Genomic DNA, 13,958 nt, shown 5'->3' with positions numbered 1-13,958 from the left:
CCCTTGCGATGCGCGCAGCTTAAGGAACTGATCCGATGAACGAGACACTGGAACGCTGGACGACCCGGCGCGCCTTCATCCTCGCCGTGACCGGCGCCGCGGTGGGCCTGGGCAATATCTGGCGCTTTCCCTACATGACCGGCGAGAACGGCGGTGCCGCCTTCCTGCTGCTGTACGTGGCCTTCGTGCTGCTGCTGGGACTGCCGGTGATGATGGCCGAGATACTGATCGGCCGTGCCGGCCGGCGCAGCCCCACCCAGTCGCTTGCGCATCTGGCGATGGCCGCCGGTCGCACGCCGCACTGGCGTTGGCTGGGGCTGTTCGGGACCCTGACGGTGTTTCTGATCCTGTCCTTCTATTCGGTGGTCTCCGGCTGGTCGATCGAGTATCTGGTCACGTCACTGCGCGGCGACTTCGTCGGCGCCACGCCTCCCGAGGTGGGGGGCGCCTTCGATGCCTTCCTCGCCGACCCGCTGCGCATGACCTTCAACCATACACTGTTCATGCTGCTGACCATGGCGGTGGTGGCCGGCGGGGTCTCCAGCGGCCTGGAGAAGCTCAACAACCTGCTGATGCCGATGCTCTACCTGCTGCTGATCGTGCTGGCGGGCTATGCCGCCACCACCGATGGTTTCGGCCCGGCGCTGGCCTGGTTGTTCACCCCCAACCCCGCCGCCATTACCGTTGAGGTGGTGCTCAACGCCATGGGGCACGCCTTCTTCACCCTGGCGGTGGGCGCCTGCGCGCTGATGGCCTACGGCGCCTACATGCCCGATCACCAGAGCCTGCCGCGGGCCGCCGGGGCCGTGGCGGTGCTCGACGTACTGGTGGCGCTGCTGGCCGGGGTCGCCATCTTCTCGGTGGTGTTCTCCCAGGGCATGGACCCGGGCGAGGGGCCGGGACTGATGTTCGTGACTCTGCCGATCGCCTTCGCCGAACTGCCCGGCGGCTCGATCTGGCTGGCGGTCTTCTTCCTGCTGCTGCTGATGGCAACCTGGACCTCCTCGATCAACCTCGCCGAGCCCATCGTGGCCGGGCTGCAGGGCCTGGGGCTCAAGCGTGGCCAGGCCGCCGCCGTCGTCGGCGTGGCGGTGTGGGCCGTGGGCCTCTTGTCGGTGCTGTCCTTCTCGACCATGGCGGACGTCGACTGGATCGGCGAGATGAACTTCTTCGAGCTGGTCACCACCGTGCCCACCGACTTCTTCCTGCCGGTGGGGGGCCTGCTGATCGCCATCTTCGCCGCCTGGGTGATGCCCCGGGACACCGCCCTGCGGGCGCTGGATGCCGGCCCCAATGGCTTTCGCATCTGGCAGGGCCTGGTGCGCTATGTCTCGATCCCGCTGGTGGTGGTGGTGCTGGCCTCCGGGCTGATCTAGCCTTCGGCGAACCGGCCGCGCCTCTGGTGCGGCCTATGAAGACGCACTGGCAGGCGGGTCCGCCGGTCAGGTACATATACAAGTACATATACCGGTACAGAGACAGGCACAGAGAGAGGGAGAGGCGCATGCAAGACGGACTGCGAACCCATCGGGGCCACACCCCGCGGCTCGGCGAGCGAGTGTACGTCGATCCGGCCTGTGTGGTGCTTGGTGATGTCGAGCTGGGCGATGATTGCTCGGTCTGGCCGATGGCGGTGGTGCGCGGCGACATGCACCGCATCCGCATCGGTGCCCGCACCAGCGTGCAGGACGGCAGCGTGCTGCACATCACCCACGCAAGCGACTTCAACCCGGGTGGCTATCCGCTGACCATCGGCGAGGACGTGACCATCGGTCACAAGGCGATCCTGCATGGCTGCACCCTGGGCGACCGGGTGCTGGTGGGCATGGGCGCCATCGTCATGGACGGCGCCGTGGTCGAGGACGAGGTGATCATCGCCGCCGGTGCCCTGGTCACCCCCGGCAAGCGGCTGGAAAGCGGTCACGTCTACGGCGGCAGCCCGGCCAAGGCCCTGCGCCCGCTGAAGGACAGCGAGCGGGCCTTCTTCACCTACAGCGCCGGCAACTACGTCAAGCTGAAGGACGAGTACCTGAGCCAGGCGTCGGGCTAAGCGTCGTTCCTGGCCGGAAGGCTAATCCAAGTCGTTGTTTTTTCATGTCTGGACGGGCGATAATCTGGTTTTCCATCCAGTAGTCGAGTCGCCCGGCATGGCCAATTTCGCAACCCACATCGGCGTGGCCGCCGCCGGCGGCGCCCTGGCCGCCATCAGCGGCTGGCAGGCCGGCTGGTGGAGCGCGACCGATGCGCTGCCGCTGGCCGCCCTGGTGGCCTTCGGCGGCATCCTGCCGGACATCGATTCCGACCACTCCAAGGCGATTCGCCTGATCTTCAACCTCTTCGCGGTGCTTGCCGTGATTGCCGGTGCCCTGATGCTGCAGGCCCGTCTCACCACGGGCGAGCTGGTGGTGGCCTGCGGCGGCCTCTACCTGGGGGTGCGCTACCTGGCCGGAGCGGTCTTCAAGCGTTTCACCGTACACCGCGGCATCTGGCACTCGCTGCTGGCCAGCGGCCTGTGCGCGCTGGTCACCAGTGCGTTGAGCTACCGGTTGTTCGCCCAGGACGCCGAGATCGCCTGGCTGCAGGGGCTGGCGCTGTGGCTGGGCAGCGTGATCCATCTGCTGCTCGACGAGCTCTACAGCGTCGACCTGATGGGCGTGCGCCTCAAGCGCTCCTTCGGCACCGCCCTCAAGCTCTGCGACCTCCGCGAGCCCGGCAACTCGGTGCTGATGGTACTGCTGGCGGCCGGGCTCTCGCCCTGGCTGCCGCCCTGGCCGGTGCTGCTGGGAATCCTTCACCACGGCACCCTGTTCTGGCGCTGAGGCGCTGTGGGAGGCGCTGTGGGGCTAGTCGTAGGCCGCCTGACGGTAGTCGCCGGGCGTCAGGTCATGTTTCTTGAGCTTGTCATAGAGGGTCTTGCGGGGCAGGCCGAGGTGCGCGCAGACCTCATGGATGCGTCCCCGGTGGCGGGCCAACGCCTGATTGATCAGCTGCTTCTCGAACAGCTCCACCTGCTGGGGCAGGGGCAGCTCGGCGCCGTCGGTGCCGACACCCTCGAGTAGCCCATCGAGCCGGTAGTCGCAGGTCACGCCAAGCAGCACGTAGCGCTCGGCGAGGTTCCTGAGCTCCCGGGCATTGCCCGGCCAGTCGTGGGCCAGCAGCACCGCGACGCCGCCCGCATCCAGGGGCGGCGCCTCCATGCCGCTGCGGCTGGCGGCCACGGCGGCGAAGTGCTGGAAGAGTAGCGGAATATCCTCGCGGCGCTCGCGCAGCGGCGGGATCGGCAGGGTCACCACGTTGAGCCGGTAGTAGAGATCCTCGCGGAAGCGGCCAGCCTCGGCGGCGGCCTTGAGGTCGACCTTGGTGGCGGCGATCACGCGCAGGTCGAGCGTCACCGCCTCGTTGGCGCCCAGGCGCTCGACCATGCGCTCCTGCAGCACCCGCAGCAGCTTGACCTGCAGCGCCAGCGGCATCGACTCGATCTCGTCGAGGAACACCGTGCCGCCGTTGGCGTGCTCGAACTTGCCGATACGGCGCTCCTGGGCGCCGGTGAAGGCGCCCTTCTCGTGACCGAACAGCTCCGACTCGATGATGCTTTCGGGAATCGCCCCGCAGTTGATGGCGACGAAGGGTTGGCCACCGCGGCTGCTGCGTTCATGGATGGCACGGGCCACCAGGTCCTTGCCGGCCCCGGTCTCGCCGAACAGCAGTACGTCGGTCTCGACCTGGCTGATGCGCTGGACCATCGAGGCCAGCCTCTGGATGGCCGGGGTGCGGCCCACCAGACGCGGCCCCGGGGCCGACTGCTGGGCCTCGAGCTCGGCCTTGAGGTGGCGGTTCTCGAGGCTCAGGCGGCGTTTCTCGACGCCGCGCCGCACCACCTCTACCAGCCGCTCACCGGCGAAGGGCTTCTCGAGGAAGTCCCAGGCGCCCTCGCGCATGGCCTCCACCGCGGTGGAGATGTCGCCGTGGCCGGTGACCAGGATCACCGGTAGGTCCGGGTCGCGTTGGCGAATCTCGCGCAGCAGCGCCATGCCGTCCATGCCGGGCATGCGGATGTCGCTGACCACCACGCCGGGGAAGTCCGGCGCCAGGGCGGCGAGGGCCGCTTCCGCGCCGTCGTAGGCCTTTGGCGTATAGCCGGCGAGTTCGAGGGTCTGGCCGGCGGTGATGCGCAGGTGCGTCTCGTCGTCGATGATCAGCACCGGGGTCGCCGTGTCATGCATGGGAAGAAGGCTCCTGGAGAGGGAAAGCGTCGCGCCGGGGGGCCGCATCGGCGGGCAGGGTGACGGTGAAGATGGCGCCGCCCTTAGGCTGGTTGCCGACCGTCAGGCGTCCGCCCAGGTCGTCGATGATCCGTGAGGAGATCGACAAGCCCAGGCCGAGGCCGTTGCCCGGCGACTTGGTGGTGAAGAAGGGCTCGAAGACCCGGGCGAGGTGGGCCTCCTGGATCCCTGGGCCATTGTCGGCGACGTTCAGGCGCACGCTGTCACCGATCGGTTCGATGGCCAGCGTCAGGCGCGGGGCGGGCGTGTCGTGCATGGCCTGCAGGGCATTGCCGATCAGGTTGACCAGCACCTGCTCGAGGCGCACCAGGTCGGCGCGCACCCAGGTCTCCGCCGCGGGCCAGTCGTAGACCACCTCGACGCCGGCCTCGTTGAGCCGCGCCTGGTAGAGGCGCAGCGCATAGTCAAAGCAGGCCGTCACCGAGACCGCGGTCAGGGTGTCGCCGCTGGGTCGCGAGAACTGCTTGAGCTGGGCGCTGATCTCGGCCATGCGTTCGGTCAGTTCGACGATCTGGGCGAGGTTGGTGTCGGCGGTCTCGGGGCGTGCCTGAGCCAGAAAGCGGCGGGCGTTCTCGGCATAGGCGCGGATCGCCGCCAGCGGCTGATTGAGCTCGTGATTGATGCCGGCGGCCAGCTGGCCGAGCACGGCCAGCTTGGCGGCCTGCACCAGCTCGTCGCGGGTCTGGCGCAGGCTCTGTTCGGCGCGGCGGCGCTCCTCGATCTCGTCGGAGAGCCGGCGGTTGGCGTCGACCAGGTCACTAGTGCGGCGCTCGACGTTGCGCTCCAGCTCGTCCCGAGCCCGGGCCAGGGTGCGCCGCTCGCGTTCGGCGAACTGCTCGCGTTCGCGGCGCAGTCGCCGGCGCTGCCAGCCGTAGCCGCCGGCCATGGCGACCATGCCGTAGAGGCCACCGGCCAGCAGCGCGGCTTGCCACTGGGCCGTCTGCACCGGGGTCAGCGGCTTCAGGATGTGCATCTGCCAGGCGAACTGGGGCATCTCGCGGCGCAGCCGCAGGTAGGGGGTGCCGGCCAGCGGCCCCTGGCGGAAGCTCACCACCTGGCCCTGGTCCGGGCGCCGCTCGAGGGTCTCGAGGCTCGCCGGGGGCAGCGGTGCGTCGGCGTAGCGCCTCGACTCGCGCAGCGCCTGCCGCTGTGCCTCGCCGAGCGGGTGCAGGGCATGCAGGCGCAATTCCTCCCGGCTGGCCATGAAGATGATGCCGTCATGGTCGGTGACCATCAGCTCGGCGCTCTGCGCCGCCCAGGCCGCCTCCACGTTGTCCAGCTGTACCTTGACCACCATCACGCCGTCCGCCGTCTGAGCCTCGTGGTTGGCCAGCCAGATCGGTGCAGAGAAATAGTAGCCGCGGGCGCCCGACTGCACCCCAAGACCATGGAAGCGGCCCGGGCGCCCGGCCACGGCGTCGCGGTAGTAGGCGCGGAAGCGATAGTTCTGGCCGATGAAGGTGTCGGGGCGCTGCCAGTTGCTGGCGGCCAGGGTGTCGCCCTGGCGGTCGAGCAGGTAGATGTCCGAGACCTCGGCGGTCTCGCGCACGCTATCGAGCAGGCGATTGACCGGCATCGCCTCGAGCTGTGCGGGGCTAGCGAGGAAACGGTGCACCACCTCGCGGGAGGCCAGCATCTCGGCCAGGTAGTCGTGGCGGGAGAGGTGACCACGCAGGCCCTCCGCGGAGAGGCGCAGCTCGTTCTCGGCCTCGTCGATGAGGCTTGAAAGGGCCTGCTCGCGGGCCAGCCCGGCGGCCTGCCAGGTCACCAGCACCAGACCTGCGGTGATCGCCACCAGCAGGGTCAGGCGCCAGGGGCGCGACAGACGGGTGGACGGGACGACGCTCGAGGTGGCGCTGGCGGGCGGTCGGCGTCGGCTCATGGTGCGCGTTCGGGGATGGCCTGAGCCCTGCGCAGGGCACGCTGGGCGCGGGTCTCGGCGCGTTCGAGTTCGAGCAGGCCCTCCTCGACGAACACCAGGTGCTCGTGGGCCCGCAGCCTGGCGTCCTCGGCGCGGCCCTCGAGGATGGCATCCAGCAGGGCACGGTGCTGCTCCATCAGCAGGGGGCGCGAATCGGGCTTCTCGAACAGGTGCGCGAGGTTGTCGACGATGCTCTTCTCCAGCATGTCGAAGACGCCGCGAATGGTGTGCAGGATCAGGACGTTGTGCGCCGATTCGGCGATCGCCAGGTGGAAGGCGGCGTCGGCCTTGGCCTCGCTTACCGGGTCGTGGCTCTCGAAGCTCGTCTTGAGCTCCTCGAAGCGGCGCACCAGCAGCTCCTTGTCGGCGGGAGTCGAGCGCAGCGCCGCGTAGTAGGCCGACAGGCCCTCCATGGCGTCGCGGAACTCCAGCAGGTCGAGGTGAAACTCGCCGTGGCGAGACAGCATCTCCAGCAGCGGGTCCTTGTAGCGGTTGTTGAGCTCCTCGGTGACGAAGGTGCCGCCGCCCTGGCGACTGGTCAGCAGGCCGCGGGCGGCGAGTTTCTGGATCGCCTCGCGCAGCGAGGGCCGCGAGACGCCGAACCGCTCGGCCAGTTCGCGCTCGGGTGGCAGGCGCTGGCCGGGGTTCAGGCTGCCTTCTATGATCATGGCCTCGAGGCGTTCGGTGATCACATCGGCGATGCGCGGTTGGCGGACGGTCTGATAGGCCATGGGCACACCATCATCATTGATAGGTTAAATTGGTAAGACCAATAGTAGGTCATCGTCACCGCTGCTGACAAGTTTGCGCATTGCCGAGTAAATGCCGGTTTTCAATAAGTTATGGAGAGTTCTCGGGCGCCAATACCAAAGTATAAGCGATGCGGTGTGCGTGAGGTTTGACACCGAACAGTGGGCGCTTCTAGAGTTCGCTGCATGCTATCTGTAAATTGGTTTTACCAATTGACCAGCAAGGTTGCCTAGGCCGACAGCCTTCCGCGCCTATTGCTACCCATGCAATAACTGTCCATGACAATAACCAGCGCATCCATTGCACAGGGCTCGCCATGATCATTTCCGCTTCCACGGACTACCGCCAAGCCGCCAAGCGCCGTATACCGCCCTTTCTGTTTCACTACGCGGACGGCGGGTCTTATGCCGAGCATACGCTGCGACATAATGTCGAGGATCTGGCCGGAATCGCCTTGCGCCAGCGTGTGCTCAAGGATATGTCCAGCCTGTCACTGGAAACCGAGCTGTTTGGCGAATCCATGGCCATGCCGATTGCCCTGGCGCCCGTGGGGTTGGCCGGCATGTATGCGCGGCGCGGTGAGGTTCAGGCGGCGCGAGCCGCCGCCAGCAAGGGCATCCCCTTCACGCTGTCGACGGTCTCGGTGTGTCCCATCGACGAGGTGGCCTCGGCCGTCGATCGTCCCATCTGGTTTCAGCTCTATGTGTTGAAGGATCGGGGCTTCATGAAGCATGTCCTGGAGCGTGCCAAGGCCGCCGGCGTCAAGACACTGGTCTTCACGGTCGACATGCCGGTGCCGGGGGCGCGTTATCGCGACGCTCACTCTGGCATGAGCGGCAAGTATGGGTCTATCCGGCGAATGGCTCAGGCCATGATGCATCCTTCCTGGGCCTGGGATGTGGGCATCCATGGCCGTCCCCATGATCTTGGCAACGTGTCGGACTATCGCGGCCATCCGACCGAGCTCGAGGACTATATCGCCTGGCTCGGCGACAACTTCGATCCGTCCATCTCCTGGAAGGACCTGGAGTGGATTCGCGAGTTGTGGGACGGACCGATGATCATCAAGGGGATTCTCGACCCCGAGGATGCTCGCGAGGCGGTGCGCTTCGGGGCCGACGGCATCGTGGTGTCGAACCACGGTGGCCGTCAGCTCGATGGCGTGCCCTCTACCGCGCGTGCCTTGCCGGCCATCGCGGATGCGGTCAAGGGCGACATTGCCATCCTGGCCGATTCCGGGGTGCGCAACGGCCTCGATGTGGTGCGGATGATCGCCATGGGCGCCGATACCGTATTGCTGGGGCGTGCCTTTGTGTATGCCCTGGCCACGGCCGGGGAGGCGGGCGTGGCCCATCTGCTCGAGCTGTTCGAGAAGGAGATGCGGGTGGCGATGACGCTGACCGGGGCGCACAGTATCGCGGAGCTGGGGCCGGACTCGCTGGTGTCGGCCGTTGGCCAAGGCGGTGAGTAAATGAAAGCGCTCTACAGTGAACTGCGCGACGCCCTGGCCGGGACGCTGCCTGCCGAGCGCCTGATCAGTGATCCGCTGCGCACCCTGGCCTATGGCAGCGACGCCAGCTTCTATCGGCTGATCCCGCGGCTGGTGGTGCGGGTCGAGACCGAGGCCGAACTGGTCACGGTGCTCGCCGAGTGCCGGGCGCGACGGCTGGCGGTGACCTTCCGCGCCGCCGGCACCTCGCTGTCGGGGCAGGCGATCACCGATGCGGTGCTGATCCAGCTCGGTCGTGGCTGGCGTGGTCATGCGATCCTCGACGAGGGGCGAGCGATCCGCCTGCAGCCGGGGGTGATCGGCGCCCGGGCCAACCAGCTGCTGGCGCCTTATGGGCGCAAGATCGGCCCCGATCCGGCCTCGATCAATAGCTGCATGATCGGGGGGATCGCCGCCAACAATGCCTCGGGCATGTGCTGCGGCACGGCTCACAACAGCTATCGCACCCTGCGCGAGATGCGTCTGGTGCTGGCCGACGGCACCGTGCTCGATACCGCCGATCCGCAGAGCGTCAGCGCCTTTCGCCGCCAGCACGCTGAGCTGCTTGGCGAGCTCGAGCGCCTGGGCGCCGAGACGCGCGGCAACACCGCGCTCGCCCAGCGCATCCGCCACAAGTACCGACTCAAGAACACCACCGGCTACGCCCTCAATAGCCTGATCGACTTCGAGGATGGCCTCGATATCCTCACCCACCTGATGATCGGCTCCGAGGGCACGCTCGGCTTCATCAGCAGCATCACCTACGCCACCGTACCCGACGAGCCGGTGAAGGCCGCGGCGCTGGCGTTCTTTCCCGACATGGCCACCACCTGCCGGGCGACCATCGCCCTGAAGCAGGCGCCGGTGTCGGCGGTGGAACTGATGGACCGGGCCGCTCTGCGCTCGGTGCAGGATCAGCCGGGCATGCCCGAGGTACTGAAGTCCCTGCCCGAGGGGGCGGCGGCGCTCTTGATCGACGTGCGCGGCGACGACCCGGCCATGATCGAGGCGCGCGAGAGCGAGGTGCATGAGGCGCTGGAGGGCATTCGCACGCTTGAGCCGTTGTCCTTTACCCGAGACGCCGACCAGTACGCGCTCTACTGGAAGATCCGCAAGGGGCTCTTCCCGGCGGTGGGCGCCGTGCGCGAGACCGGCACCACAGTGGTCATCGAGGACGTGGCCTTTCCCATCGAGCGTCTCGACGAGGGGGTGCTGGCGCTGACCGAGACCTTCCATCGTCACGGCTATCGGGACGTCATCCTGTTCGGGCATGCCCTGGAGGGCAACCTGCACTTCGTCTTTCCCCAGGGCTTCGAACGCGACGGCGAGGTCGAGCGCTACCAGACGCTGATGGACGACGTGGCCCGGCTGGTCGGCGTCGATTACGGCGGCTCGCTGAAGGCCGAGCATGGCACAGGGCGCAACATGGCCCCCTATGTGGAGCTCGAGTGGGGCGCCGACGCCTATGCGCTGATGTGGCAACTCAAGGCGCTGTTCGACCCGGAGCACCTGCTCAATCCCGACGTGATTCTGAGCCGCAACAAGACCCTGCACCTCGAGAACCTGAAACCGCTGCCCGCGGCCGACCCGCTGATCGACAAGTGCATCGAGTGCGGCTTCTGTGAATCGGTGTGCCCATCAAAGGACCTGACCCTGACGCCACGTCAGCGCATCGTGGTGCGCCGCGAACTGGCGCGTCTCGAAGCCCTGGGGGGTGGAAAGCCGGGGACCGCAAGCGCGGAAGATCGCGAGCGGCTGTCCCGGCTATGGCAGGACTATGCCTATCAGGGCCTCGAGACCTGTGCCGCCGATGGCCTCTGCGCCACCCAGTGTCCGGTGGGCATCAATACCGGCGATCTGGTGCGAGACCTGCGCCATGAGCGCAACACCGGTCAGGCGGCCATGGCGCATCGCCTGGGGCGGCATTTCTCCGGCACGACGCGACTGGCGCGCGGCGCCCTCAACCTGGCGACTCTCGGTCATGCGGTGCTCGGCGATCGCGGTACCGAGAAGGTCGGGCGGGCGCTGCACCAGGCGAGCGGCGGCAAGCTGCCCCAGTGGTCGCCGACCACGCCCAAGGCGGCGCCGGTGCGGGTGCTGAAGGAGTTTGCCCCAGACAGTGCTAAAGACGGTGCTGGGACTAGTAGTAGAAGCAGCAAGAGTCGGAGTGAAGAAAGCCGTCGGCAGGGTGGCAGCGACAAGGTGGTCTACCTGCCGTCCTGCGCGACCCGGGTGTTCGGCGCCGGCCATCATGATCCCGAGGCGCGCTCGGACATGGAGCTGACCCTGGCGCTGCTCGACAAGGCCGGCTTCGAGGTGATCATCCCGGCGATCTCCGGGCACCTGTGCTGCGGCATGGCCTTCCAGTCCAAGGGGCAGTATGCAGAGGCCGACCACAAGGCGCGGGAGCTCAATCGCGAGCTGCTGGCGGCGAGCCAGAACGGTCGCTACCCGGTACTCTGCGATACCAGCCCCTGCACCCTGCGCATGCAGGAGACCCTGGATGCGCGGCTCTCGCTGCAGGAGCCGGTGGCCTTCGCCCATGATCATCTGCTGCCGCGCCTCGAGCTGACGCCGCTCGACGAGTCGGTGGCGGTGCACGTGACCTGTTCGAGCACGCGCATGGGGCTCGCCGACAAGTTCGTGGCCCTGGCCCGGGCCTGTGCGCGTGAGGTGGTGGTGCCCGCCGAGATCACCTGCTGCGGCTTTGCCGGCGACAAGGGGTTTACCACCCCGGAGCTCAATGCCTCGGCCCTCGAAGGCCTGGCGGAACAGGTCGCAGGGTGCCGGGTCGGCTATTCCAACTCGCGGACCTGCGAGATCGGGCTCAGCCAGCACGGCGGCATTCCCTATCGCTCGATTCTCTCGCTGCTGGATCGGGCCAGTCGTCCACAGCCCTGAGGCTCGCTTCTTTATATCCCCCTTTCATCTATTCACCTTTAAGTTTCTCACCCGGGGCAGGTCTTCAAGGTCGGTCCCGAGGGGCCAGTTGGCTTCTCATAGAGGGTGCATCACGCCCTCGTCATCTTTTTATGCAACGGGGGCCGAAAAGCCCTTGCGTGTATCCGCGATAATCCGTAAAGTACGCATCCGCTGCCGCCGACGAGCACACGTCGGATGCGGTGAAGAGTGTTGGAAGCACTTGTTTTTGTTTAGGTTTTTCGAATCGCTCGGCGATATCGGGATTGACAAAAACACCGGAAACGGTAGAATGCTCCTCCACTCGATCGGCGCTCAACTCGCCGCTGGTTCACTCGGTCATCTAGAGTGAGCGACAACAGCAAGGGTTGACATTCACTGCCGATTCAGTAGAATACGCCTTCCTCGCAGGGCGCCGGCCGAACGGCCAGGCAGATGCGGGATGCTCCACTCTTAAGAGCCCGGAGCTGCTCTTTAACAATCGATCAGATAATTCATGTGGGCGCTTGTCGATGAAGGGGTGATCAGTCACCGATACTTCAAGGCAAGCGACTCGTCAAAGGAAGCCAATTCGGCTGACTTTTTGAGACGTTTGAACCTTGAGCCAAGTTTGGTCTGCTTCTTTCTTCGGAAAGGTAAGACCGTATGATTTTAAACTGAAGAGTTTGATCATGGCTCAGATTGAACGCTGGCGGCAGGCCTAACACATGCAAGTCGAGCGGAAACGATCCTAGCTTGCTAGGAGGCGTCGAGCGGCGGACGGGTGAGTAATGCATAGGAATCTGCCCGGTAGTGGGGGATAACTTGGGGAAACTCAAGCTAATACCGCATACGCCCCAAGGGGGAAAGCAGGGGATCTTCGGACCTTGCGCTATCGGATGAGCCTATGTCGGATTAGTTAGTTGGTGAGGTAATGGCTCACCAAGACCGCGATCCGTAGCTGGTCTGAGAGGATGATCAGCCACACTGGGACTGAGACACGGCCCAGACTCCTACGGGAGGCAGCAGTGGGGAATATTGGACAATGGGCGAAAGCCTGATCCAGCCATGCCGCGTGTGTGAAGAAGGCCTTCGGGTTGTAAAGCACTTTCAGCGAGGAAGAAGGCCTGACGGTTAATACCTGTCAGGAAGGACATCACTCGCAGAAGAAGCACCGGCTAACTCCGTGCCAGCAGCCGCGGTAATACGGAGGGTGCAAGCGTTAATCGGAATTACTGGGCGTAAAGCGCGCGTAGGTGGCTTGATAAGCCGGTTGTGAAAGCCCCGGGCTCAACCTGGGAACTGCATCCGGAACTGTCAGGCTAGAGTGCAGGAGAGGAAGGTAGAATTCCCGGTGTAGCGGTGAAATGCGTAGAGATCGGGAGGAATACCAGTGGCGAAGGCGGCCTTCTGGACTGACACTGACACTGAGGTGCGAAAGCGTGGGTAGCAAACAGGATTAGATACCCTGGTAGTCCACGCCGTAAACGATGTCGACTAGCCGTTGGGAGCCTCGAGTTCTTAGTGGCGCAGTTAACGCAATAAGTCGACCGCCTGGGGAGTACGGCCGCAAGGTTAAAACTCAAATGAATTGACGGGGGCCCGCACAAGCGGTGGAGCATGTGGTTTAATTCGATGCAACGCGAAGAACCTTACCTACTCTTGACATCGTGCGAACTTTCCAGAGATGGATTGGTGCCTTCGGGAACGCACAGACAGGTGCTGCATGGCTGTCGTCAGCTCGTGTTGTGAAATGTTGGGTTAAGTCCCGTAACGAGCGCAACCCCTATCCTTATTTGCCAGCGAGTAATGTCGGGAACTCTAAGGAGACTGCCGGTGACAAACCGGAGGAAGGTGGGGATGACGTCAAGTCATCATGGCCCTTACGAGTAGGGCTACACACGTGCTACAATGGCAGGTACAAAGGGTCGCAAGACGGCGACGTGGAGCTAATCCCATAAAGCCTGCCTCAGTCCGGATCGGAGTCTGCAACTCGACTCCGTGAAGTCGGAATCGCTAGTAATCGTGAATCAGAATGTCACGGTGAATACGTTCCCGGGCCTTGTACACACCGCCCGTCACACCATGGGAGTGGACTGCACCAGAAGTGGTTAGCTTAACCTTCGGGGGAGCGATCACCACGGTGTGGTTCATGACTGGGGTGAAGTCGTAACAAGGTAGCCGTAGGGGAACCTGCGGCTGGATCACCTCCTTAATCGACGACTCGCCTCTTCTCGGCAAGTGTCCACAATGAATTATCTGATCGGCCAGAGCATAAGACTGTTTGGGTCGCGGACCCAGTGGTTAGTAAGCCGGGTCTGTAGCTCAGTTGGTTAGAGCGCACCCCTGATAAGGGTGAGGTCGGCAGTTCGAGTCTGCCCAGACCCACCAATGTTTACTTGTCAGAGGGGCCTTAGCTCAGCTGGGAGAGCGCCTGCCTTGCACGCAGGAGGTCAGCGGTTCGATCCCGCTAGGCTCCACCATCCCAACACAGTCACCTGTGAGTCCACAGTCACAAGCCTATCATCACAAATGATGATGTCGGGTTTGTGACTGTCGGTTCGACAGTCGCTCTTTAACAATATGAATCATGCTGACAAACGTTTCTTCCGAGAGG

The 13,958-nt window shown here is 65.1% G+C and carries 8 protein-coding genes, 2 tRNA genes and 1 rRNA gene; 8 read left to right on the top strand and 3 right to left on the bottom strand.

All coding sequences use genetic code 11. The features are described from left to right. The first annotated feature begins 35 nt into the window (after window positions 1-35). The 3 genes from IEJ03_RS14675 to IEJ03_RS14665 all read left to right on the top strand — a co-directional run bounded on the left by IEJ03_RS14675 (window position 36) and on the right by IEJ03_RS14665 (window position 2,819). The gene (locus IEJ03_RS14675) at window positions 36-1,376 is read left to right on the top strand and encodes a sodium-dependent transporter (RefSeq protein WP_192035542.1); all 1,341 of its coding nucleotides are present in this window, start codon (window positions 36-38) and stop codon (window positions 1,374-1,376) included. A 128-nt stretch (window positions 1,377-1,504) separates the two neighbouring features. Next, on the top strand, window positions 1,505-2,050 hold the full coding sequence (locus tag IEJ03_RS14670; RefSeq protein ID WP_192035541.1) for a gamma carbonic anhydrase family protein: 546 nt from the start codon (window positions 1,505-1,507) through the stop codon (window positions 2,048-2,050). Window positions 2,051-2,147: 97 nt separating this feature from the next. Beyond that, window positions 2,148-2,819: a metal-dependent hydrolase gene (locus IEJ03_RS14665; protein ID WP_192035540.1), complete on the top strand. Its 672-nt coding sequence runs from the start codon at window positions 2,148-2,150 to the stop codon at window positions 2,817-2,819. Between the two features lie 24 nt (window positions 2,820-2,843). Here IEJ03_RS14665 and IEJ03_RS14660 read toward each other — a convergent pair whose 3' ends face one another. From IEJ03_RS14660 to IEJ03_RS14650, 3 genes are read right to left on the bottom strand one after another with little or no spacing between them, the layout of a single operon-like run. Beyond that, window positions 2,844-4,223, bottom strand: coding sequence for a sigma-54 dependent transcriptional regulator (locus IEJ03_RS14660; RefSeq protein ID WP_192035539.1), 1,380 nt, complete (start codon window positions 4,221-4,223; stop codon window positions 2,844-2,846). Next, window positions 4,216-6,165 carry an ATP-binding protein gene (locus tag IEJ03_RS14655; protein ID WP_192035538.1) on the bottom strand — a complete coding sequence of 650 codons (1,950 nt, stop codon included), beginning with the start codon at window positions 6,163-6,165 and terminating at the stop codon, window positions 4,216-4,218. The genes IEJ03_RS14660 and IEJ03_RS14655 overlap by 8 nt, the downstream gene beginning before the upstream one ends. Next, window positions 6,162-6,935 (bottom strand): GntR family transcriptional regulator, encoded by a 774-nt coding sequence (locus IEJ03_RS14650; protein ID WP_192035537.1) that lies wholly within the window; start codon window positions 6,933-6,935, stop codon window positions 6,162-6,164. Before IEJ03_RS14650 ends, IEJ03_RS14655 begins: the two co-directional genes overlap by 4 nt. Before the next feature lie 335 nt (window positions 6,936-7,270). Here IEJ03_RS14650 and lldD point away from each other — a divergent pair, with 335 nt between their 5' ends. The 5 genes from lldD to IEJ03_RS14625 all read left to right on the top strand — a co-directional run bounded on the left by lldD (window position 7,271) and on the right by IEJ03_RS14625 (window position 13,824). Then, window positions 7,271-8,425: an FMN-dependent L-lactate dehydrogenase LldD gene (gene lldD / locus IEJ03_RS14645; RefSeq protein WP_192035536.1), complete on the top strand. Its 1,155-nt coding sequence runs from the start codon at window positions 7,271-7,273 to the stop codon at window positions 8,423-8,425. After that, window positions 8,426-11,344, top strand: a complete 2,919-nt coding sequence (locus tag IEJ03_RS14640) for an FAD-binding and (Fe-S)-binding domain-containing protein (protein ID WP_192035535.1) — start codon at window positions 8,426-8,428, stop codon at window positions 11,342-11,344. Window positions 11,345-12,015: 671 nt separating this feature from the next. Further along, a 16S ribosomal RNA gene (locus tag IEJ03_RS14635) occupies window positions 12,016-13,556 on the top strand. A 99-nt stretch (window positions 13,557-13,655) separates the two neighbouring features. Next, window positions 13,656-13,732, top strand: a tRNA-Ile gene (locus IEJ03_RS14630). Between the two features lie 16 nt (window positions 13,733-13,748). Continuing rightward, window positions 13,749-13,824, top strand: a tRNA-Ala gene (locus IEJ03_RS14625). Window positions 13,825-13,958: the final 134 nt, after the last annotated feature.

Origin of the sequence: Halomonas sp. YLGW01 (genome assembly GCF_014840935.1) — a bacterium.
Lineage (GTDB): Bacteria > Pseudomonadota > Gammaproteobacteria > Pseudomonadales > Halomonadaceae > Onishia.
This window is presented reverse-complemented; position numbering and strand designations above follow the sequence as displayed.

What these genes read in the sequence shown, in the direction of transcription:
- IEJ03_RS14665 (WP_192035540.1), top strand. Translation starts at nt 2,148, where the DNA reads ATGGCCAATTTCGCAACCCACATCGGCGTGGCCGCCGCCGGCGGCGCC.
- lldD (WP_192035536.1), top strand. Translation starts at nt 7,271, where the DNA reads ATGATCATTTCCGCTTCCACGGACTACCGCCAAGCCGCCAAGCGCCGT.
- IEJ03_RS14675 (WP_192035542.1), top strand. Translation starts at nt 36, where the DNA reads ATGAACGAGACACTGGAACGCTGGACGACCCGGCGCGCCTTCATCCTC.
- IEJ03_RS14660 (WP_192035539.1), bottom strand. Translation starts at nt 4,223, where the DNA reads ATGCATGACACGGCGACCCCGGTGCTGATCATCGACGACGAGACGCAC.
- IEJ03_RS14650 (WP_192035537.1), bottom strand. Translation starts at nt 6,935, where the DNA reads ATGGCCTATCAGACCGTCCGCCAACCGCGCATCGCCGATGTGATCACC.
- IEJ03_RS14670 (WP_192035541.1), top strand. Translation starts at nt 1,505, where the DNA reads ATGCAAGACGGACTGCGAACCCATCGGGGCCACACCCCGCGGCTCGGC.
- IEJ03_RS14655 (WP_192035538.1), bottom strand. Translation starts at nt 6,165, where the DNA reads ATGAGCCGACGCCGACCGCCCGCCAGCGCCACCTCGAGCGTCGTCCCG.
- IEJ03_RS14640 (WP_192035535.1), top strand. Translation starts at nt 8,426, where the DNA reads ATGAAAGCGCTCTACAGTGAACTGCGCGACGCCCTGGCCGGGACGCTG.